Origin of the sequence: Klebsiella sp. JN_Kp122, assembly GCF_040062085.1 — a bacterium.
Taxonomy (GTDB): domain Bacteria; phylum Pseudomonadota; class Gammaproteobacteria; order Enterobacterales; family Enterobacteriaceae; genus Klebsiella; species Klebsiella aerogenes.
On record NZ_JBEAHW010000027.1, the window covers coordinates 34,671 to 57,011 of the forward strand.

Sequence of the window (22,341 nt, forward strand, 5' to 3'; positions counted from 1 at the left end):
TTAATATGCTTTATAAGTGCATAAATATACGCTAATGCGCGGTGAGGGGAAGAGACAATTTGGGCGATTATGCGAATGGCTGAAATAGACCCTTTGGCGTCGCTATCGACGACTCGGGCGGATGTGGTTATGTTATAGGTTTGTACAAACTGATTTTCTGATGGAGCGGCAATGAAAAATAGCGAACTGGAACAATTAATTAACGAAAAACTGAATAGCGCGGCCATCAGTGATTACGCCCCGAATGGCCTGCAGGTCGAAGGGCGGGAGTCGGTGCGGAAAATCGTTACCGGCGTGACCGCCAGCCAGGCGCTGCTCGATGAAGCCGTGCGTCTGCAGGCGGATGCGGTGATTGTGCATCACGGCTACTTCTGGAAAGGCGAGTCGCCGGTGATCCGCGGCATGAAGCGCAATCGGCTGAAAACGTTGCTGGCCAACGATATCAACCTTTATGGCTGGCATTTACCGCTGGATGCGCATCCGGAACTGGGCAATAACGCCCAACTGGCGCAACTGCTGGGGATCAACGTGATGGGGGAAATCGAACCATTGGTGCCGTGGGGCGAGCTGTCTATGCCGGTATCCGGGCTGGAACTGGCCTCGTGGATTGAAGCGCGATTGGGACGTAAACCGCTGTGGTGCGGCGATACCGGGCCGGACAAAGTCGCCCGCGTCGCCTGGTGTACCGGTGGCGGCCAGAGCTTTATCGATAGCGCGGCCCGCTTTGGCGTCGATGCCTTTATTACCGGCGAAGTATCTGAGCAGACCATCCATTCCGCCCGTGAGCAAGGGTTGCATTTTTATGCCGCTGGCCATCATGCCACCGAGCGTGGCGGTATTCGCGCCCTGAGCGAGTGGTTGACGGAAAATACCGACCTGGACGTCACCTTTATTGATATCCCTAACCCGGCCTGATGAGAGAGAAAAAAGTGCAGCGAGCGCGTTGTTATCTATTAGGTGAAACGGCGGTGGTCCTGGAGCTTGAGCCTCCGGTGACCCTGGAGAGCCAAAAACGTATCTGGGGCCTGACGCAGCGGTTAACCGACCACGAAGAAGTGGTTGAAGTGATACCGGGGATGAACAACATCACCGTTGTACTGCGCCGCCCGCAGGAGATGGCGTGGGAGGCGATTGACAAGCTGCAACGCTGGTGGGAAGAGAGCGAAGCGCTGGAGCCGGAATCCCGTGAGATAAGTATCCCTGTTATCTATGGCGGCGAGGCGGGGCCAGACCTTGGCGACGTCGCGCGCCATTGCGGATTGAGCGAAAAGCAGGTGGTCGAACTGCACTCTTCGGTGGAGTACATGGTGTGGTTTCTGGGTTTCCAGCCGGGGTTTCCGTACTTTGGCGGCCTGCCGGAGCAGCTGGCGATGCCGCGTCGCGCCGAGCCGCGCGTACTGGTACCGGCGGGATCGGTTGGTATCGGCGGATCGCAAACCGGTATTTATCCGCTGGCGACGCCGGGCGGCTGGCAGCTACTGGGGCGCACGCCGCTGGCATTATTCGATCCAAAGCGTGAAGAGCCGGTGCTGCTGCGTTCTGGCGATCGCGTGCGCTTTGTGCCGCAGAAGGAGGGGGTATGTTGAAATTTATCCGCGCCGGCATGTACACCTCGGTACAGGATGGCGGCCGGGAAGGCCAGCGCCAGTGGGGAATTAGCCGCTGCGGCGCGCTGGATAAACCGGCGATGACCATTGCCAATCTGCTGGTGGGCAATGCGCCGGAGACGGCGGCGCTGGAAATTACGCTGGGTCAGGTCGATGTACAGTTTACCCGTCATTGCTGGTTCGCGTTGACCGGCGCCGCCTGCGAAGCGACGCTCGACGGCGCGCCGGTCTGGCTGGGTTGGCGAATGGAAGCGAAGGCAGGACAGCGGCTGGTGCTAAAAAATCCTCAGCATGGGATCCGCAGCTACCTGGCGGTGGCGGGAGGTATCGACGTTCCTGAAGTTTTAGGTTCCCGCTCTACCGATCTGAAAGTCGGTATCGGCGGAATCGAAGGGCGCCGGTTGCAGGATGGCGATCAATTGAAGATTGGGAAATCCTCCCGCCGCTTTAGCGCTTCGCGCGGCGTTAAACAGCTGCCGATAGGCAATATTATTCGCGCGCTGCCGGGGCCGGAGTATCACGAATTCGACAGCGTGTCGCAGGAGTCTTTCTGGCGCTCGCCGTGGAAGCTGAGCCCGCAGAGCAACCGTATGGGCTACCGCCTGCAGGGTCAGCCGCTCAAGCGCACAACCGACCGGGAAATGCTCTCCCATGGCCTGCTGCCCGGCGTGGTACAGGTACCGCATAACGGCCAGCCGATTGTGTTAATGAACGATGCGCAGACCACTGGCGGCTATCCGCGTATAGCGTGCATTATTGAAGCTGATATGTACCAACTGGCGCAAATTCCACTGGGTCAGCCGATCCATTTCGTCCCATGTTCGCTGGAAGAAGCGCTGAAAGCGCGCGCCGACCAGCAGCGCTACCTTGAACAACTGGCCTGGAGATTAAGCGATGAGAATTGATTTAAATGCCGACCTCGGCGAAGGCTGCGCCAGCGATAGCGCGCTGCTGCAGCTGGTCTCTTCCGCCAATATCGCCTGCGGCTTTCACGCCGGCGATGCGCTGCTCATGCAGCAGTGCGTGCGCGAGGCACTGAAAAATGGCGTCGCTATTGGCGCGCACCCAAGCTTCCCGGACCGGGAAAATTTCGGCCGCACCGCGATGCAGTTACCGCCAGAGACGGTCTATGCCCAGGTGCTGTATCAAATTGGCGCGCTGGCGGCAATCGTGCATGCCCAGGGCGGCGAGCTGCGGCACGTCAAACCGCATGGCATGTTGTACAACCAGGCGGCGAAAGAGCCGGCTTTGGCCGATGCCATCGCCCGTGCGGTGCGCGATGCCGACGCCGGGTTGGTGCTGGTCGGGCTGGCGGGGAGCGAGCTTATCCGCGCCGGACAGCGCTATCAGCTGACGACGCGCCAGGAAGTCTTCGCCGATCGCGGTTATCTCGCCGACGGTAGCCTGGTGCCGCGCAGCCAGCCGGGCGCGCTGATAGAGAGCGAAGAGCAGGCGCTGGCGCAAACGCTGGAAATGGTGCAGCACAATCGGGTGCGCAGCCTGAGCGGCGAATGGGCGCATGTGAAGGCGGAAACGGTCTGTCTGCATGGCGATGGTGCTCATGCGCTCGATTTCGCCCGACGCCTGCGCGCCGCGTTTGCCGGGCGCAATATTGACGTCAGCGCGGACATCGATTAATCGTCCGCCTGAGTATTTTAATAATAATTAAATCAAACAATAAACAACACTCACAACTGAACAGGACGTTATTATGCAAGAGGCGATATCCCTCTGGCCGCTGATCGGCATTGCCGTGATTGTGGTCGGTTTTGTATTACGCTTTAACCCGGTGCTGGTGGTGATAATCTCCGGGATCGTCACCGGCGTGGCGGCGCATATGCCAATAGCCACTATTCTGGAGAAACTGGGCGAGGGCTTCCTCAATACCCGTAATCTGCCGTTTATTCTGCTACTGCCGCTGGCGGTGATCGGGCTGCTGGAGCGACATGGTCTGAAAGAGCGGGCGCAGGCGTGGATCGCGAAGATCCATAGCGCGACCGCCGGACGACTGCTGATCGTCTATCTGTTTGTGCGCGAAGCCACCGCCGCCCTGGGATTGACCAGCCTCGGCGGGCATCCGCAAATGGTGCGCCCGCTGCTGGCGCCAATGGCGGAGGGGGCGGCGGAAAAGCGCTTTGGCCCGCTGCCGGGTCATGTGCGCTACCGCCTGCGCGCGATGTCGGCGGCGACCGATAACGTCGGGCTGTTTTTCGGTGAAGATATTTTTGTTGCCTTTGGCGCGATCATCTTCATGCACAACTTTATGCTGGAGTCGGGCGGGATCCAGACGGAACCGTTGCATATTGCCCTGTGGGGGATCCCGACGGCGATCTGCGCCTTCCTGATCCACGCCGCGCGCCTGTGGCGCCTCGATCGCCATCTCCAGCGTGAGCTGGACCGGGTTAACGCCGGGCAGGCGAAAGGCGGTGCGGCATGAACTTCCAGCAAACGTATTTATACTGGCTGGCCGGCGCGGTACTGCTGGTCGTGGCTATCATGTCCTGGCGCGACAAAAGCAATCCGCGGCGTCTGACAACCGGCCTGTTCTGGGGCCTGTACGGGCTGGTGTTCTTGCTCGGCGACTGGACGTATCAACTGGTGGGCGATAAGCGTGCGGTGAATATCGCCGTCGGCGGGGTGGTGGTGGTACTGGCGCTGATCGCCGGTTTTGGCGGTGTGCGCCTCGGCAGCTACCATCAGCGTAGCCAGGAAGAGAAAACCGCCAGCGCGAAACGCCTCGGCAACAAACTTTTCTATCCGGCGCTGGCGATTCCGGTCGTCACCGTCATTGGCGTACTGCTGTTTAACAATCTGCCTTCATGGCAGGTGGCGCTCTTCGGGCCGGGCAACCACGCGACGCTGATTACCCTGTTCTCGATGACCGTCGGTACGCTGATTGGCCTGGCGATGGCGATTCGTATGACCCATGAAACGGTGGCGCAGCCGATGCAGGAAGCGCGCCGTTTGCTTGATTCCGTCGGCTGGGCCTTTATCCTGCCGCAGATCCTCGCGGTGCTGGGGCTGCTGTTCACCACGGCGGGTGTCGGAACCAGCATTTCGTGGCTGACCGAGCACTATCTGGCGGTAGATAACCGTTTTATCGCCGTGGCCGTGTACGCCATCGGCATGGCGGTGTTGACGATGGTGATGGGCAATGCCTTTGCCGCTTTCCCGATTGTGACAGCCGGGGTTGGCATTCCGATTTTAGTTCTGCAGCACGGCGGCAATCCGGCGGTAATGGCGGCGATTGGTATGTTTTCCGGCTACTGCGGCACGCTGATGACGCCGATGGCGGCAAACTTTAATATCGTACCGGCGGCGCTGCTGGAACTGCCGGATAAAAACGCGGTGATTAAAGCCCAGGTACCGACCGGTATCCTGCTGCTGATCGTCAACGTATTTTTACTCTATTTCCTGATGTTCCTGTAAGGAGGGATGATGGCTGGCGTATTAATTACCGGTTTTGAGCCGTTCGGCGGCGAAACGGTTAATCCTTCATGGGAAGTGGTTAAGCAGCTTGATGGCATGATTATTCGCGGGCAGCAGGTGGTGGCTAAACAGTTACCTTGCGTGTTCGGCGAGGCGCTAACGGTGCTGAACGCCGCGCTGGAAACCTATCAACCACAGCTAACGATTGCCGTCGGGCAGGCCGGAGGCCGTGTCGATATTACCGTCGAACGTGTGGCTATCAACGTCGATGATGCGCGGATCCCCGACAATAAAGGCCAGCAGCCGATCGATGAGCCGATCGTCGCTGACGGCCCCGCGGCATGCTTCAGTACGCTACCGATCAAAGCGATCGTTAGCGCGTTGCGCCAGCAGGGGATCCCGGCCTCGGTGTCGCAAACCGCGGGCACCTTCGTCTGCAATCACGTGATGTATGGTTTGCTGCATCAGCTGCAGGGAAAAAGCGGGCAGAAGGGTGGTTTTATCCATATTCCTTATCTACCTGAACAGGCGGCGGCCCATCCGGGGCAGGCGAGTATGTCGGTCGAGACGGTACGCGCGGCGCTGGAAACGGCGATTGCCGTCGCCCTTGAACAGGATGACGACGTCAAAATTGGCGGCGGCGCCACGCACTAACAGAAGGACGAAACTATGCCTGAAGGCCCGGAGATCCGCCGCGCGGCGGATACCCTGGAGGCGGCTATCAAAGGCGAACCGTTAACCGAAGCCTGGTTCGCCTTTCCACAGTTGCAACCCTATCAAACTCAGCTAATTGGTCAGCGGGTGACCCATATCGCCACCCGCGGCAAGGCCCTGTTAACCCACTTCTCCGGCGGATTGACGCTGTATAGCCATAACCAGCTGTATGGCGTCTGGCGCGTGGTGGATGCGGGCGTTGAGCCGCAATCGAAGCGCGTGCTGCGCGTCAGGTTACAGACCGCACGCAAGGCGATTTTGCTCTATAGCGCCTCCGAGATTGAGATACTGACGGCGCAAGAGCTGGCCCATCATCCGTTTTTACAACGGGTCGGGCCGGATGTGCTGGATATGACGTTAACCGCCGGGCAGGTCAGAGAGCGGCTGTTATCGGCGAAATTTCGCAATCGCCAGTTTTCCGGCCTGTTGCTGGACCAGGCGTTTCTCGCCGGGCTCGGTAACTATCTGCGAGTGGAGATCCTGTGGCAGGTGGGGCTGACCGGGCAGCATAAGGCCGCCGAGCTCAATGACACGCAGCTCGATGCGCTGGCGCACGCGCTGCTGGATATCCCGCGCCTTTCTTACCGCACCCGCGGGCAAGTGGATGAAAACAAACATCATGGCGCGCTATTCCGCTTTAAGGTTTTTCATCGCGAGGGTGAGGCCTGCGAACGCTGCGGCAGTATCATTGAGAAAACCATGCTGTCATCGCGACCCTTTTACTGGTGTCCTGGCTGCCAGCACTAACGCCAGTTGTTGAGTGATTCAAATTTTTTTGTACGCTTAAATAAAAAAAATCGGGGAAGGTCCCCGATTTTTTTTGCTAACCCCGACAGGGTTGAAATTACTTCTTGAGATCGGACTTGAAATCGCGCTTCTGGTAGCCGGTATACAGCTGACGCGGACGGGCAATTTTCATACCGTCGCTGTGCATTTCGTTCCAGTGGGCAATCCAGCCGACGGTACGCGCCATCGCGAAGATGACGGTAAACATCGAGGATGGAATACCCATCGCTTTCAGGATGATGCCGGAGTAGAAGTCGACGTTCGGATACAGTTTCTTCTCGATGAAGTACGGGTCGTTGAGCGCGATATGCTCAAGTTCCATCGCCACTTCCAGCAGATCGTCCTTGGTGCCCAGCTCTTTCAGTACTTCGTGGCAGGTTTCACGCATTACGGTGGCGCGCGGATCGTAGTTCTTGTACACGCGATGGCCGAAGCCCATCAGGCGGAAAGAGTCATTCTTGTCTTTCGCGCGGCGCACGAATTCCGGAATGTGTTCAACGGAGCTGATCTCTTCCAGCATTTTCAGCGCGGCTTCGTTGGCGCCGCCGTGCGCCGGCCCCCACAGGGAGGCGATACCCGCAGCGATGCAGGCGAACGGGTTAGCGCCGGAAGAGCCAGCGGTACGCACGGTAGAGGTTGAGGCGTTCTGTTCGTGGTCAGCGTGCAGGATCAGGATACGGTCCATCGCGCGTTCCAGCACCGGGTTAACCTCATAGGTTTCGCACGGCGTGGAGAACATCATATTCAGGAAGTTACCCGCGTAGGAGAGATCGTTGCGCGGATACACGAAAGGCTGGCCGATAGAATATTTGTAACACATCGCTGCCATGGTCGGCATTTTGGACAGCAGACGATAGGCGGCGATTTCACGGTGACGTGGGTTATTTACGTCCAGGGAATCGTGATAGAACGCCGCCAGCGCGCCGGTAATACCGCACATCACCGCCATCGGGTGAGAGTCGCGGCGGAACGCGTGGAACAGACGGGTAATCTGCTCGTGGATCATGGTGTGGCGGGTAACGGTAGTTTTGAATTCGTCGTACTGCTGTTGAGTCGGTTTTTCGCCGTTCAACAGGATGTAGCACACTTCAAGATAATTTGACTCGGTAGCCAGCTGATCGATCGGGAAACCGCGGTGGAGCAGGATCCCTTCATCGCCATCGATAAAAGTAATTTTAGATTCACACGAGGCTGTTGAAGTGAAACCGGGGTCGAAGGTGAAGACACCTTTTGAACCAAGACTACGAATATCAATAACATCCTGACCGAGCGTGCCTTTTAGCACATCAAGTTCAATAGCAGTGTCACCACCCAGGGTGATTTTTGCTTTAGCATCAGACATTTATGGTCTCCTTAGCGCCTTTTATTGCTTAAGACTGCCGGGTGGTGGATTTGCATTCGGCCCGAACCTGACTACGTTACCAGATTGTTATGTTGCTCACAGCTCTGTGTCGCGAAAATTGCAGGGTACAGAGCGCAGGCGCTTGATGGTACGTCTTCAGCCCGGGAGTGAAACGGCAGCAAATCAGCGTTTTAGCAGCCCGAATATTAAAACCTGTATACCACTAATAACTGTCCTGATTACATCGGTCAATACCATCACACTGTTACATAACTTATTCTCAGGTGAAAGAGTGACCCCATAACTTTTGGGCATTATTGCATTAATCTAGTAATGGTTGTAACAAGAATGTTTAATATTTGTCAAATCAGGTGATTAAAATTTAAAATAATGTTGTAATCGTGACCTTGATCACTGTTCCGGACAAAACCCGACAAACTATATGTAGGTTAATTGTAATGATTTTGTGAACGGCCTATACTGCCGCCAGGTCTCCGGAACACCCTGCAATCCCGAGCCACCCAGCGTTGTTTGGTCACGCTTTTACTCCTGGAAAGGGGTTTTAACATGACTTCTGGTTATAGAAAGGACGCTGTCTGACCCGCAAGCAGACCGGAGGAAGGAAACAATAAGAACAGCATGTGGGCGTTATTCATGGTAAGAAATGTGAAAAAACAAAGACCTGTCAATCTGGATCTACAAACGATTCGATTCCCAATCACGGCGATAGCGTCCATTCTCCATCGCGTATCCGGTGTGATCACTTTTGTGGCGGTCGGTATTCTGCTTTGGTTGCTGGGCACCAGCCTTTCCTCTCCGGAGGGCTTCCTAACGGCCGCCTCCATCATGAATAGCTTCTTCGTGAAGTTCATCATGTGGGGCATCCTCACCGCGCTGGCTTATCACGCCGTTGTCGGTATCCGCCATCTGCTGATGGACTTTGGCTATCTGGAAGAAACCCTCGAAGCAGGGACACGCTCCGCCAAAATTTCTTTTGTTATTACTGTCGTGCTTTCACTTCTCGCAGGAGTCCTCGTATGGTAAGCAACGCCTCAGCACTGGGACGCAACGGCGTACATGACTTTATTCTGGTCCGTGCTACCGCCATCGTTCTGACCCTCTACATCATCTACATGGTTGGCTTCTTCGCCACCTCCGGTGAGATCTCCTGGGAAATCTGGACCGGATTCTTCTCCTCCGCGTTCACCAAAGTCTTTACCCTGCTGGCTCTCGTTTCCATCCTGATTCACGCCTGGATCGGTATGTGGCAGGTGTTGACGGACTACGTTAAACCACTGGCCGTGCGCTTAGTTCTGCAACTGATTATCGTTGTGGCGCTGGTGGCTTACGTTCTTTATGGATTTGTTGTGGTGTGGGGTGTGTAATGAAATTGCCAGTCAGAGAATTTGATGCAGTTGTAATTGGTGCCGGCGGCGCAGGTATGCGCGCGGCGCTGCAGATTTCCCAGAGCGGACAGACCTGTGCGCTGCTCTCTAAAGTTTTCCCTACCCGTTCCCATACCGTTTCCGCGCAGGGTGGCATCACCGTTGCGCTCGGTAATACCCATGAAGATAACTGGGAATGGCACATGTACGACACCGTGAAAGGGTCGGACTATATCGGCGACCAGGACGCCATCGAATATATGTGTAAGACCGGCCCGGAAGCGATTCTTGAGCTGGAACATATGGGTCTGCCGTTCTCCCGTCTTGATGACGGCCGTATTTATCAGCGTCCGTTTGGCGGCCAGTCGAAAAACTTCGGCGGCGAGCAGGCGGCACGTACCGCGGCGGCGGCCGACCGTACCGGTCACGCGCTGCTGCACACCCTGTATCAACAGAACCTGAAAAACCACACCACTATCTTCTCCGAATGGTATGCCCTCGATCTGGTGAAAAACCAGGACGGTGCGGTGGTCGGTTGTACCGCTCTGTGCATCGAAACCGGTGAAGTCGTGTACTTCAAAGCTCGCGCTACCGTGCTGGCGACCGGCGGCGCAGGCCGTATTTATCAATCCACCACCAACGCCCACATCAACACCGGCGACGGCGTCGGTATGGCTCTGCGCGCGGGCGTTCCGGTGCAGGATATGGAAATGTGGCAGTTCCACCCGACCGGTATCGCCGGGGCGGGGGTGCTGGTCACCGAAGGTTGCCGCGGCGAAGGCGGTTACCTGCTGAACAAACACGGCGAGCGCTTTATGGAGCGTTATGCGCCGAACGCGAAAGACCTGGCGGGTCGTGACGTGGTGGCGCGTTCCATCATGATCGAAATCCGCGAAGGCCGCGGCTGCGATGGTCCGTGGGGCCCGCACGCCAAGCTGAAACTGGATCACTTGGGTAAAGAAGTGCTGGAATCCCGTCTGCCGGGCATTCTTGAACTGTCTCGTACCTTTGCCCACGTTGACCCGGTTAAAGAACCGATTCCGGTTATCCCAACCTGCCACTACATGATGGGCGGTATTCCGACCAAAGTGACCGGCCAGGCGCTGACCGTGAACGAGAAGGGCGAAGATGTGGTGATCCCGGGCCTGTTCGCCGTTGGCGAAATCGCCTGCGTATCGGTACACGGCGCCAACCGTCTGGGCGGCAACTCGCTGCTGGACCTGGTGGTCTTCGGCCGCGCGGCGGGTCTGCATCTGCAGGAATCCATCGCCGAGCAGGGCGCGCTGCGCGCTGCCAGCGAGTCCGATGTCGAAGCTTCCCTGGACCGTCTGAATCGTTGGAACAACACCCGTTCCGGCGAAGACCCGGTTGCTATCCGCAAAGCGCTGCAGGAATGTATGCAGCATAACTTCTCGGTCTTCCGTGAAGGCGACGCGATGCATAAAGGTCTGGAACAGCTGAAAGAGATCCGCGAGCGTCTGAAAAATGCGCGCCTGGACGACACTTCCAGCGAGTTCAACACCCAGCGCGTCGAGTGTCTGGAGCTGGATAACCTGATGGAAACGGCTTATTCCACGGCGGTATCCGCAAACTTCCGTACCGAAAGCCGCGGCGCGCATAGCCGCTTCGACTTCCCGGAACGTGATGATGAAAACTGGCTGTGCCATTCCCTGTATCTGCCAGAGTCGGAATCCATGACGCGTCGAGCGGTCAACATGGAACCGAAACTGCGTCCGGCATTCCCGCCGAAGATTCGTACTTATTAATGCGGAGACAGGAATATGAAACTCGAGTTTTCAATTTATCGCTATAACCCGGATGTTGACGACGCTCCGCATATGCAGGATTACACCCTCGAAGCGGAAGAAGGTCGCGACATGATGTTGCTGGATGCGCTTATCCAGCTGAAAGAAAAAGATCCGTCGCTGTCGTTCCGCCGCTCCTGCCGTGAAGGGGTGTGCGGTTCCGATGGTCTGAACATGAACGGTAAAAATGGTCTGGCGTGCATCACGCCGATCTCCGCGCTGAATCAGCCGGGTAAGAAAATTGTTATCCGTCCGCTGCCTGGATTGCCGGTTATCCGCGATTTGGTGGTAGACATGGGGCAATTCTACGCACAATATGAGAAGATCAAGCCTTACTTATTGAATAATGGGCAAAATCCTCCGGCTCGCGAGCATCTGCAGATGCCTGAGCAGCGCGAGAAACTCGATGGTCTGTACGAGTGTATTCTGTGCGCATGTTGTTCGACCTCTTGCCCGTCGTTCTGGTGGAACCCGGACAAGTTCATCGGCCCGGCAGGCCTTCTGGCCGCGTATCGCTTCCTGATCGACAGTCGCGATACCGAAACCAGCGAGCGTCTGGAAGGTCTGAGCGATGCTTTCAGCGTATTCCGCTGTCACAGCATTATGAACTGCGTCAGTGTGTGTCCTAAGGGATTGAACCCAACGCGCGCTATCGGCCATATTAAGTCGATGCTGCTGCAGCGCAGCGCGTAAGCAACACGGTCTGTCCCGGATGGCGCGTGCGCTTATCCGGGCTACCAAAGCAGTAGCCCCGGCAAGCCTGAGCGCCGCCGGGGATATAGCAGGAAATCTTTAAAAACCGCCACAAGATGTACCAGTAATGTGTAGGCCTGATAAGCGAAGCGCCATCAGGCAATAGAGATAGCAGGAAACCTCTAAAAACTGCCCCTGATAGTTAGACAGTTTTTAAAGGTTCCTTAGCGGATAGAAACCACAACTCGTCCGCAACAAGTGAACCCCGGCACGTGCACTCGGTGTGCGTGGTAGTTTCTACGGCGAAATAAGCATAAAAATGCTTAAGGGATCACGATGCAGAACGGCGCAATGAAAGCCTGGCTGGACTCTTCTTACCTCTCTGGTTCGAACCAGAGCTGGATAGAACAGCTCTATGAAGACTTCTTAACCGATCCTGACTCTGTTGACGCCAACTGGCGTTCGATGTTCCAGCAGTTACCTGGCACCGGAGTTAAACCGGATCAATTTCATTCGAAAACGCGTGATTATTTCCGTCGACTGGCGAAGGATGCCTCACGTTACACTTCTTCGATATCCGACCCTGATACCAATGTGAAGCAGGTTAAAGTCCTGCAGCTCATCAACGCATACCGCTTCCGTGGTCACCAGCAGGCGAATCTCGATCCGCTGGGACTGTGGCAGCAAGAGAGAGTGGCGGATCTCGATCCGGCTTACCACGATCTCACCGAGGCCGATTTCCAGGAAAGCTATAACGTAGGTTCTTTCGCCATCGGAAAAGACACGATGAAGCTGGGCGACCTGATCGCGGCGCTTAAGCAAACCTACTGCGGCTCCATCGGCGCGGAATACATGCACATCACCTCTACTGAAGAAAAACGCTGGATCCAGCAGCGCATTGAGTCAGTAGCAGGCAAAGCGAGCTTTACCGCGGAAGAGAAAAAGCGCTTCCTGAGCGAGCTGACCGCCGCGGAAGGCCTGGAGCGCTATCTCGGCGCCAAATTCCCGGGCGCGAAACGCTTCTCGCTGGAAGGCGGCGATGCGTTAATCCCGATGCTCAAAGAGATCATCCGCCACGCCGGTAAAAGCGGCACCCGTGAAGTGGTGCTGGGCATGGCGCACCGTGGTCGTCTGAACGTACTGGTCAACGTGCTGGGTAAAAAACCGCAGGACCTGTTCGACGAATTCGCGGGCAAACATAAAGAACACCTCGGCACCGGCGACGTGAAGTACCACATGGGCTTCTCTTCCGATATGGAAACCGAAGGCGGTCTGGTTCACCTGGCGCTGGCGTTTAACCCGTCGCATCTGGAAATCGTTAGCCCGGTGGTTATCGGCTCCGTACGCGCCCGTCTGGATCGTCTGGACGAGCCGAGCAGCAACAAAGTGCTGCCAATCACCATCCACGGCGACGCCGCGGTAGCCGGCCAGGGCGTGGTTCAGGAAACCCTGAACATGTCCAAAGCGCGCGGTTACGAAGTGGGCGGAACCGTTCGCATCGTTATCAACAACCAGGTTGGCTTCACCACGTCCAACCCGCTGGATGCGCGTTCTACGCCGTACTGCACCGATATCGGTAAGATGGTTCAGGCGCCGATTTTCCACGTTAACGCGGATGACCCGGAAGCGGTTGCTTTCGTTACCCGTCTGGCGTTGGATTTCCGTAATACCTTCAAACGCGATGTCTTCATCGACCTGGTGTGCTACCGCCGTCACGGCCACAACGAAGCCGACGAGCCGAGTGCAACCCAGCCGCTGATGTACCAGAAAATCAAAAAGCATCCGACTCCGCGCAAAATCTATGCTGACAAGCTGGAACAGGACAAAGTCGCGACGCTGGAAGACGCTACCGAACAGGTTAACCTCTACCGCGATGCGCTGGATGCCGGCGATTGCGTGGTAGCGGAATGGCGTCCGATGAACATGCACTCCTTTACCTGGTCTCCATACCTCAACCATGAGTGGGACGAGAGCTACCCGGATAAAGTTGAGCCAAAACGTCTGCAAGAGCTGGCCAAACGCATCAGTACGGTGCCGGAAACCGTTGAGATGCAGTCTCGCGTAGCGAAAATCTACGGCGACCGTCAGTTGATGGCCGCCGGTGAGAAACTGTTCGACTGGGGCGCGGCGGAAAACCTGGCGTACGCCACCCTGGTTGATGAGGGTATCCCGGTGCGTCTGTCCGGCGAAGACTCCGGTCGCGGTACCTTCTTCCACCGTCATGCGGTTATCCATAACCAGAGCAACGGTTCTACCTATACGCCGCTGCAGAACGTACACAACGGTCAGGGCCAGTTCCGCGTCTGGGATTCCGTGCTGTCTGAAGAAGCGGTACTGGCATTCGAATATGGTTACGCCACCGCGGAACCACGCACCCTGACCATCTGGGAAGCGCAGTTCGGCGACTTCGCCAACGGCGCGCAGGTGGTGATTGACCAGTTCATCAGCTCCGGCGAGCAGAAATGGGGCCGGATGTGCGGCCTGGTGATGCTGCTGCCGCACGGCTACGAAGGGCAGGGCCCGGAGCACTCCTCCGCGCGTCTGGAACGTTATCTGCAGCTGTGCGCTGAGCAGAACATGCAGGTTTGCGTACCGTCCACTCCGGCACAGGTTTACCACATGCTGCGTCGTCAGGCGCTGCGCGGTATGCGCCGTCCGCTGGTGGTCATGTCGCCGAAATCTCTGCTGCGTCACCCGCTGGCGGTTTCCAGCATGGACGAACTGGCGAACGGCACCTTTATGCCGGCGATTGGCGAAATCGACGAGCTCGATCCGCAAGCCGTGAAACGCGTCGTACTGTGCTCTGGTAAGGTTTACTACGACCTGCTGGAACAGCGCCGTAAAAACGAGCAAAAAGATGTCGCCATCGTGCGTATCGAACAGCTCTATCCGTTCCCGCATCAGGCGGTACAGGAAGCGCTGAAAGCTTACTCGCACGTCCACGATTTTGTCTGGTGCCAGGAAGAGCCGCTCAACCAGGGCGCATGGTACTGCAGCCAGCACCACCTTCGTGAAGTAGTTCCATTTGGGGCCTCTCTGCGTTATGCAGGCCGCCCGGCCTCCGCCTCTCCGGCGGTAGGGTATATGTCCGTTCACCAGAAACAGCAACAAGATCTGGTCAATGACGCGCTGAACGTCGATTAATTAAAGGATACACAATGAGTAGCGTAGATATTCTGGTTCCCGACCTTCCTGAGTCCGTAGCTGACGCAACCGTCGCCACCTGGCACAAAAAACCGGGCGACGCGGTAGTCCGCGACGAAGTTCTGGTCGAAATCGAAACTGACAAAGTGGTACTGGAAGTACCGGCATCAGCGGACGGCATTCTGGATGCAGTACTGGAAGACGAAGGCGCCACCGTGCTGTCTCGTCAGATTCTGGGCCGCCTGCGTGAAGGCAACAGCGCCGGTAAAGCCGCTGATGCGAAAGCTGATACCAAAGAGTCCACCCCGGCTCAGCGTCAGCAAGCGTCTCTGGAAGAGCAGAGCAACGACGCGCTTAGCCCGGCTATCCGTCGTCTGCTGGCTGAACACAGCCTCGACGCGGCGGCGATTAAAGGCACCGGCGTTGGCGGCCGCCTGACCCGCGAAGACGTTGAGAAACATCTGGCGAGCGCGCCGGCGAAAGCTGAAGCGAAAGCGCCAGCCGCTGCTGCGGCGCCGGTTGCGCAACTGGGCCACCGCTCTGAAAAACGCGTACCGATGACCCGTCTGCGTAAACGCGTTGCCGAGCGTCTGCTGGAAGCGAAAAACTCTACCGCCATGCTGACCACGTTCAACGAAGTCAACATGAAGCCGATTATGGATCTGCGTAAGCAGTACGGCGAAGCGTTCGAAAAACGTCACGGTATCCGTCTGGGCTTCATGTCCTTCTACGTGAAAGCGGTTGTTGAAGCGCTGAAACGCTACCCGGAAGTGAATGCTTCCATCGATGGCGACGATGTGGTTTATCACAACTACTTCGACGTGAGCATGGCGGTTTCGACCCCACGTGGCCTGGTGACTCCGGTGCTGCGTGACGTTGACCTGCTGGGCATGGCGGATATCGAAAAGAATATTAAAGAGCTGGCAGTGAAAGGCCGTGACGGCAAGCTGACCGTAGATGACCTGACCGGCGGTAACTTCACCATTACCAACGGCGGCGTATTCGGTTCTCTGATGTCCACGCCGATCATCAACCCACCGCAGAGCGCCATTCTGGGTATGCATGCCATTAAAGACCGTCCGATGGCGGTCAATGGCAAGGTAGAAATTCTGCCGATGATGTACCTGGCGCTCTCCTACGACCACCGTCTGATCGACGGACGTGAATCGGTAGGCTTCCTGGTAGCGATTAAAGAGCTGCTGGAAGATCCGACTCGTCTGCTGCTGGACGTGTAGTCAGTAAGAGTATTACCTACCGTAGGCCGGATAAGGCGTTCGCGCCGCCATCCGGCGTTGATGAGATGCCTGATGGCGACGCTTGCGCGTCTTATCAGGCCTACAGGTTTAAAGATAATTATTACCTGAAGGATGGACTGAACACATGAACTTACATGAATATCAGGCAAAACAACTTTTTGCCCGCTATGGCTTACCGGCGCCGGTGGGTTATGCCTGTACTACTCCGCGTGAAGCAGAAGAAGCCGCTTCAAAAATCGGCGCGGGTCCGTGGGTAGTGAAATGTCAGGTTCACGCTGGTGGCCGCGGTAAAGCGGGCGGTGTGAAAGTAGTTAAGAGCAAAGAAGAGATTCGCGCTTTTGCTGAGCATTGGCTGGGCAAACGCCTGGTGACTTACCAAACAGATGCTAACGGCCAGCCGGTAAACCAGATTCTGGTTGAAGCAGCGACCGATATTGATAAAGAGCTGTATCTGGGCGCGGTTGTTGACCGTAGCTCCCGTCGCGTGGTGTTCATGGCGTCTACCGAAGGCGGCGTGGAAATCGAAAAAGTAGCGGAAGAAACCCCGCACCTGATCCACAAGATCGCCATCGATCCGCTGGCGGGCCCGATGCCTTACCAGGGTCGCGAACTGGCGTTCAAACTGGGTCTGGAAGGTAAACAGGTTCAGCAGTTCACCAAGATCTTCATGGGTCTGGCGACCATCTTCCTGGAGCGCGATCTGGCGCTGATCGAAATCAACCCGCTGGTTATCACCAAGCAGGGTGACCTGATCTGCCTCGACGGTAAACTGGGCGCTGACGGCAACGCGCTGTTCCGCCAGCCGGATCTGCGTGAAATGCGCGACCAGTCTCAGGAAGATCCGCGCGAAGCTCAGGCGGCGCAGTGGGAACTGAACTACGTTGCCCTCGACGGCAACATCGGTTGCATGGTTAACGGCGCAGGCCTGGCGATGGGTACCATGGACATCGTTAAGCTGCACGGCGGCGAACCGGCTAACTTCCTCGACGTTGGCGGCGGCGCCACCAAAGAGCGCGTGACCGAAGCGTTCAAAATCATCCTCTCTGACGACAACGTTAAAGCGGTTCTGGTTAACATCTTCGGCGGTATCGTACGTTGCGACCTGATCGCTGACGGCATCATCGGCGCGGTTGAAGAAGTGGGTGTTAACGTACCGGTTGTTGTACGTCTCGAAGGTAACAACGCCGAACTGGGCGCGAAAAAACTGGCTGACAGCGGCCTGAATATTATTGCAGCGAAAAGTCTGACGGACGCAGCACAGCAGGTTGTTGCCGCAGTGGAGGGGAAATAATGTCAGTTTTAATTAATAAAGACACCAAGGTTATCTGCCAGGGCTTTACCGGTAGCCAGGGTACATTCCACTCTGAACAAGCGATCGCTTACGGCACTCAGATGGTTGGCGGCGTAACGCCAGGTAAAGGCGGCACCACCCACCTGGGCCTGCCGGTATTTAACACCGTGCGCGAAGCCGTTGAAGCCACCGGCGCGACTGCGACCGTCATCTACGTTCCGGCGCCGTTCTGCAAAGACTCCATTCTGGAGGCTATCGACGCGGGCATTAAGCTGATTATCACCATCACCGAAGGTATCCCGACCCTGGATATGCTGACCGTGAAAGTGAAGCTGGACGAAGCTGGCGTTCGCATGATCGGCCCGAACTGCCCAGGCGTTATCACCCCGGGCGAATGCAAAATCGGCATCATGCCGGGTCACATTCACAAGCCGGGTAAAGTGGGCATCGTTTCCCGTTCCGGTACCCTGACCTATGAAGCGGTTAAGCAGACCACCGACTACGGCTTCGGCCAGTCTACCTGCGTCGGTATCGGCGGCGACCCGATCCCGGGCTCCAACTTCATCGATATCCTGAAAATGTTCCAGGAAGACCCGCAGACCGAAGCGATCGTCATGATCGGTGAAATCGGCGGCAGCGCGGAAGAAGAAGCGGCAGCTTACATTAAAGAGCACGTGACTAAGCCGGTTGTCGGCTACATCGCGGGCGTTACCGCGCCGAAAGGCAAGCGTATGGGCCACGCCGGCGCCATCATCGCGGGCGGTAAAGGTACTGCTGATGAGAAATTTGCTGCGCTGGAAGCGGCCGGTGTGAAAACCGTTCGCAGCCTGGCGGATATCGGCGAAGCGCTGAAAGCTATCATCAAGTAAACCCTCACTGCTCCTCAGGAGCAGACTAATGTCCGATTTCGACATGGTTGGCCACCGTCAGGTGGCCTTTTTTTTGCCTTGTCGACAGCCGCAGGCGCTCTCTTGCGTTAAAAAACGCTATTATATTGATTTACTGAATATTATTGGGAATAATCACTCGCCGCTTTGCCGGGGGCGGGGAGATGGTTAATTTTATGTGAAAATAAACAGAAAAACGCAGACGTTATTTTTTGCATTTCGATTGGGAAAAATAGTGTGACCGGTCTAACATTATTAGGATCGCATCATTTCTTACCTTAAATTGGTCAAAGTTAAAATTATATTACCTATAATTCTCATCTCTCTCTTTTTAGTAACCGCTAGCGGCAGACTTTAAACACATTTTTAACATCAATTTCACTGTTATTCTTTATTGCGCCACATAATTAACATAGGCGGGAAAAATTGATTTATATCAATGCTTAATACTTGGAAAAAATCCCCAAAAAACGTTAAATTGTCGCAAATCAAATTGGCCTATTCAGGGCATTTTCGCTATATATTGATCACCGTCGAAAAATGTAAAGCTGGAACAATAAAATCCTATTTATTGTAAGGTTATTGCGGCGTAATATATTAGAGAATCATTTGGTTTTTTCGTTAACGTATTTGTAACCTTTGCGAGGGCACTGTTTCATCGCCAGATGAGCAGTAACGTACCAGGGAGCAAATAATTTTGTATTGGGGCATGCGTATGAACCTGAATTTTGGGTTCGTTCTCGGAGTCTTCATGCGATGAGCAAGGAGTCATGATGTTAGATATAGTCGAACTGTCGCGCTTACAGTTTGCCTTGACCGCGATGTACCACTTCCTTTTTGTGCCGCTAACGCTCGGTATGGCGTTCCTGCTGGCCATCATGGAAACGGTCTACGTCCTTTCCGGCAAACAGATTTATAAAGATATGACCAAGTTCTGGGGCAAGTTGTTTGGTATCAACTTCGCTCTGGGTGTCGCAACCGGTTTGACCATGGAGTTCCAGTTCGGGACTAACTGGTCTTACTATTCTCACTATGTGGGCGATATCTTCGGTGCGCCGCTGGCCATTGAAGGTCTGATGGCCTTCTTCCTCGAATCTACCTTTGTAGGTCTGTTCTTCTTCGGTTGGGATCGTCTGGGCAAAGTTCAGCACATGGCGGTGACCTGGCTGGTCGCTCTGGGGTCTAACCTCTCCGCGCTGTGGATCCTTGTGGCCAACGGCTGGATGCAGAACCCGATCGCATCGGATTTTAACTTTGAAACCATGCGTATGGAGATGGTCAGCTTCTCTGAGCTGGTCCTGAACCCGGTTGCTCAGGTTAAATTCGTCCACACCGTGGCCTCCGGCTATGTGACTGGCGCGATGTTCATCCTTGCTATCAGCTCCTGGTACATGCTTAAAGGCCGTGATTTCGCCTTTGCTAAGCGCTCCTTCGCGATTGCTGCAAGCTTTGGTATGGCCGCTATCCTCTCCGTTATCGTCCTCGGCGATGAGTCCGGTTACGAAATGGGTGACGTGCAGAAAACCAAACTGGCGGCGATTGAAGCAGAATGGGAAACTCAGCCGGCGCCGGCTGCCTTTACCCTGTTTGGTATTCCCGATCAGGAAGCGCAAACCAACCACTTCTCCATCCAGATCCCTTACGCGCTGGGTATCATCGCTACCCGCTCGGTGGATAAGCCGGTTATCGGCCTGAAAGATCTGATGGCGCAGCATGAAGAGCGTATTCGTAACGGGATGAAAGCCTATGCGCTGCTGGAACAGCTGCGCGCCGGTTCCACCGATCAGGCGGTACGCGATCGGTTCAATGATGTTAAGAAAGACCTCGGTTATGGCCTGCTGCTCAAGCGCTATACCCCGAACGTCGCCGACGCCACGGAAGAGCAGATTGCTAAAGCGACCAAAGACTCTATTCCGAGCGTAGCGCCGCTGTACTTCGCCTTCCGTATCATGGTGGCGTGCGGCGTACTGATGCTGTTGATTATCGGCGCCTCTTTCTGGACCGTGATTCGTAACCGCATTGGCGAGAAAAAATGGCTGCTGCGCGCCGCGTTCTTCGGTCTGCCGCTGCCGTGGATTGCCGTTGAAGCGGGCTGGTTTGTTGCCGAATATGGCCGTCAGCCGTGGGCGATTGGTGAAGTGCTGCCTACAGCGGTGGCGAACTCATCGCTGACCGCGGGCGATCTGATCTTCTCGATGTTGCTGATCTGCGGTCTGTATACGCTGTTCCTGGTGGCTGAACTGTTCCTGATGTTCAAGTTTGCCCGCAAAGGACCGAGCAGCCTGAAAACGGGTCGCTATCACTTTGAACAGTCCTCCGCGGCTATTCAGTCGGCACGCTAAGACAGGAGTCGTCAAATGATCGATTATGAAGTATTGCGTTTAATCTGGTGGCTACTGATCGGCATCCTGCTGATTGGCTTCGCCGTCGCCGACGGTTTCGACATGGGGGTGGGCATGCTCACCCGTTTCCTCGGTCGTAATGACACCGAGCGTCGAATCATGATCAACTCCATCGCCCCGCACTGGGACGGAAACCAGGTGTGGCTCATCACCGCCGGCGGCGCGCTGTTTGCTGCCTGGCCGATGGTATACGCCGCCGCGTTCTCCGGCTTCTATGTGGCGATGATTCTGGTGCTGGCATCTTTATTCTTCCGTCCGGTGGGCTTCGACTACCGCTCCAAGATTGAAGATACCCGCTGGCGCAACATGTGGGACTGGGGCATCTTCGTGGGGAGCTTTGTGCCGCCGCTGGTTATCGGCGTGGCTTTCGGCAACCTGCTGCAGGGCGTACCGTTCCATATTGATGAGTATCTGCGTCTGTACTACACCGGCAACTTCTTCCAGCTGCTGAATCCGTTTGGTCTGCTGGCGGGTATCGTCAGCGTGGCGATGATCCTGACGCAGGGTGCGACCTACCTGCAGATGCGTACCGTAGGCGAACTGCATCTGCGCACCCGCACCGTCTCCACGGTGGCGGCGCTGGTGACGCTGGTTTGCTTCGCGCTGGCGGGCGTATGGGTCTACTACGGTATCGACGGTTACGTGGTGAAATCGGTGCTGGATCATACCGGCCCGTCTAACCCGCTGACCAAAGAAGTGGCGCGTGAAGCCGGCGCGTGGATGGTTAACTTTAACAATATGCCAGCGCTGTGGGCTATTCCTGCCCTGGGCGTGGTGCTGCCGCTGCTGACCGTCGCGTCGACAAAAGCAGATAAAGGCGCCATGGCGTTTCTGTTCTCCTCGCTGACGCTGGCCTGCATCATCCTGACCGCGGGTATCGCGATGTTCCCGTTCATCATGCCGTCCAGCACGATGCTTAATGCGAGCCTGACGATGTGGGATGCCACCTCCAGCCAGCTGACGCTGAATGTGATGACCTACGTGGCTATCGTGTTTGTGCCGATTATCCTCGGCTACACCACCTGGTGTTACTGGAAGATGTTTGGCCGCATTACCCGCGAAGACATCGAAAAGAACACCCACTCGCTGTACTAAGGTAAGGAGCTATATATGTGGTACTTCGCATGGATTTTGGGAACGCTGCTTGCCTGTGCCTTTGGGGTGATTACCGCGCTGGCGCTTGAGCACGTGGAAGCAACCAAAGCAGGTAAAGAAGAGCATTGATGAAAATTATCGCGACCCTTTACGCGATGATGGACAAGCGCCCGTTAAGGGCGCTTTCCTTATTAATGGCGCTGCTGCTGGCAGGCTGCATCTTCTGGGACCCGTCGCGCTTTGCGGCGAAGACCAGTGGGCTTGAAATCTGGCATGGTTTCTTGCTGATGTGGGCGGTGTGCGCCGGCGTCATTCACGGTGTGGGCTTCCGTCCGAAAGCCGTGCACTGGCAGGGGATTTTCTGTCCGCTTATCGCTGATATTGTTCTCTTTGCAGGCCTGATCTTTTTCTTCTTTTGAAAGATAAGAGTATAAGAGAAGTCTGTTAACCGCATGGGCTTGCATAAGCCCATAAAAATTTACTCGCCGTTTACTTTCTCCCATTC

The 22,341-nt window shown here is 56.0% G+C and carries 21 protein-coding genes; 20 read left to right on the forward strand and 1 reads right to left on the reverse strand.

Annotated features, from left to right (window positions below):
* Positions 1–171 precede the first annotated feature (171 nt).
* The 8 genes from ybgI (at position 172) to nei (ending at position 6,497) form a co-directional block, all read left to right on the forward strand.
* Complete coding sequence (gene ybgI / locus ABLU78_RS12530; protein WP_015367684.1) at positions 172–915, forward strand: radiation resistance protein YbgI; 744 nt, start codon at positions 172–174, stop codon at positions 913–915.
* A gap of 14 nt (positions 916–929) precedes the next feature.
* The gene (gene pxpB, locus ABLU78_RS12535; protein WP_015704760.1) at positions 930–1,586 is read left to right on the forward strand and encodes a 5-oxoprolinase subunit PxpB; all 657 of its coding nucleotides are present in this window, start codon (positions 930–932) and stop codon (positions 1,584–1,586) included.
* Positions 1,580–2,512: a 5-oxoprolinase subunit PxpC gene (pxpC, locus tag ABLU78_RS12540; RefSeq protein WP_020079345.1), complete on the forward strand. Its 933-nt coding sequence runs from the start codon at positions 1,580–1,582 to the stop codon at positions 2,510–2,512. The genes pxpB and pxpC overlap by 7 nt, the downstream gene beginning before the upstream one ends.
* Positions 2,502–3,245 (forward strand): 5-oxoprolinase subunit PxpA, encoded by a 744-nt coding sequence (gene pxpA / locus ABLU78_RS12545; protein ID WP_020079344.1) that lies wholly within the window; start codon positions 2,502–2,504, stop codon positions 3,243–3,245. The genes pxpC and pxpA overlap by 11 nt, the downstream gene beginning before the upstream one ends.
* Positions 3,246–3,318: 73 nt before the next feature.
* Positions 3,319–4,044 (forward strand): DUF969 domain-containing protein, encoded by a 726-nt coding sequence (locus tag ABLU78_RS12550; RefSeq protein ID WP_015704763.1) that lies wholly within the window; start codon positions 3,319–3,321, stop codon positions 4,042–4,044.
* Complete coding sequence (locus tag ABLU78_RS12555) at positions 4,041–5,036, forward strand: DUF979 domain-containing protein (protein ID WP_015367679.1); 996 nt, start codon at positions 4,041–4,043, stop codon at positions 5,034–5,036. The genes ABLU78_RS12550 and ABLU78_RS12555 overlap by 4 nt, the downstream gene beginning before the upstream one ends.
* 9 nt (positions 5,037–5,045) lie before the next feature.
* Positions 5,046–5,690, forward strand: a complete 645-nt coding sequence (gene pcp, locus ABLU78_RS12560; protein WP_015704765.1) for a pyroglutamyl-peptidase I — start codon at positions 5,046–5,048, stop codon at positions 5,688–5,690.
* A gap of 15 nt (positions 5,691–5,705) precedes the next feature.
* Positions 5,706–6,497, forward strand: coding sequence for an endonuclease VIII (nei, locus tag ABLU78_RS12565; RefSeq protein ID WP_032722427.1), 792 nt, complete (start codon positions 5,706–5,708; stop codon positions 6,495–6,497).
* Positions 6,498–6,594: 97 nt separating this feature from the next.
* Here nei and gltA read toward each other — a convergent pair whose 3' ends face one another.
* Positions 6,595–7,878, reverse strand: a complete 1,284-nt coding sequence (gene gltA, locus ABLU78_RS12570) for a citrate synthase (protein ID WP_015367676.1) — start codon at positions 7,876–7,878, stop codon at positions 6,595–6,597.
* Positions 7,879–8,517: 639 nt separating this feature from the next.
* Between gltA and sdhC the strand changes: the two genes are divergently transcribed.
* From sdhC to ybgE, 12 genes are all read left to right on the forward strand, one after another.
* The gene (sdhC, locus tag ABLU78_RS12575; protein WP_020079340.1) at positions 8,518–8,922 is read left to right on the forward strand and encodes a succinate dehydrogenase cytochrome b556 subunit; all 405 of its coding nucleotides are present in this window, start codon (positions 8,518–8,520) and stop codon (positions 8,920–8,922) included.
* Positions 8,916–9,263, forward strand: a complete 348-nt coding sequence (gene sdhD, locus ABLU78_RS12580; protein ID WP_015367674.1) for a succinate dehydrogenase membrane anchor subunit — start codon at positions 8,916–8,918, stop codon at positions 9,261–9,263. Before sdhC ends, sdhD begins: the two co-directional genes overlap by 7 nt.
* Positions 9,263–11,029, forward strand: a complete 1,767-nt coding sequence (gene sdhA, locus ABLU78_RS12585) for a succinate dehydrogenase flavoprotein subunit (protein ID WP_032707635.1) — start codon at positions 9,263–9,265, stop codon at positions 11,027–11,029. The genes sdhD and sdhA overlap by 1 nt, the downstream gene beginning before the upstream one ends.
* Before the next feature lie 15 nt (positions 11,030–11,044).
* Positions 11,045–11,761: a succinate dehydrogenase iron-sulfur subunit SdhB gene (gene sdhB / locus ABLU78_RS12590; RefSeq protein ID WP_008805686.1), complete on the forward strand. Its 717-nt coding sequence runs from the start codon at positions 11,045–11,047 to the stop codon at positions 11,759–11,761.
* A 336-nt stretch (positions 11,762–12,097) separates the two neighbouring features.
* On the forward strand, positions 12,098–14,905 hold the full coding sequence (gene sucA / locus ABLU78_RS12595; RefSeq protein ID WP_015367672.1) for a 2-oxoglutarate dehydrogenase E1 component: 2,808 nt from the start codon (positions 12,098–12,100) through the stop codon (positions 14,903–14,905).
* A 14-nt stretch (positions 14,906–14,919) separates the two neighbouring features.
* Positions 14,920–16,140, forward strand: a complete 1,221-nt coding sequence (gene odhB / locus ABLU78_RS12600) for a 2-oxoglutarate dehydrogenase complex dihydrolipoyllysine-residue succinyltransferase (RefSeq protein WP_020079338.1) — start codon at positions 14,920–14,922, stop codon at positions 16,138–16,140.
* A gap of 145 nt (positions 16,141–16,285) precedes the next feature.
* Positions 16,286–17,452 (forward strand): ADP-forming succinate--CoA ligase subunit beta, encoded by a 1,167-nt coding sequence (sucC, locus tag ABLU78_RS12605; protein ID WP_015367670.1) that lies wholly within the window; start codon positions 16,286–16,288, stop codon positions 17,450–17,452.
* Positions 17,452–18,321, forward strand: a complete 870-nt coding sequence (sucD, locus tag ABLU78_RS12610; protein ID WP_015367669.1) for a succinate--CoA ligase subunit alpha — start codon at positions 17,452–17,454, stop codon at positions 18,319–18,321. The genes sucC and sucD overlap by 1 nt, the downstream gene beginning before the upstream one ends.
* 791 nt (positions 18,322–19,112) lie before the next feature.
* Complete coding sequence (gene cydA, locus ABLU78_RS12615) at positions 19,113–20,681, forward strand: cytochrome ubiquinol oxidase subunit I (protein WP_015367666.1); 1,569 nt, start codon at positions 19,113–19,115, stop codon at positions 20,679–20,681.
* A 15-nt stretch (positions 20,682–20,696) separates the two neighbouring features.
* Positions 20,697–21,836 (forward strand): cytochrome d ubiquinol oxidase subunit II, encoded by a 1,140-nt coding sequence (cydB, locus tag ABLU78_RS12620; RefSeq protein ID WP_015367665.1) that lies wholly within the window; start codon positions 20,697–20,699, stop codon positions 21,834–21,836.
* 15 nt (positions 21,837–21,851) lie between these two features.
* Positions 21,852–21,965 carry a cytochrome bd-I oxidase subunit CydX gene (gene cydX / locus ABLU78_RS12625; RefSeq protein ID WP_004100325.1) on the forward strand — a complete coding sequence of 38 codons (114 nt, stop codon included), beginning with the start codon at positions 21,852–21,854 and terminating at the stop codon, positions 21,963–21,965.
* On the forward strand, positions 21,965–22,255 hold the full coding sequence (ybgE, locus tag ABLU78_RS12630) for a cyd operon protein YbgE (protein WP_015367664.1): 291 nt from the start codon (positions 21,965–21,967) through the stop codon (positions 22,253–22,255). Before cydX ends, ybgE begins: the two co-directional genes overlap by 1 nt.
* The last annotated feature ends 86 nt before the right edge of the window (positions 22,256–22,341 follow it).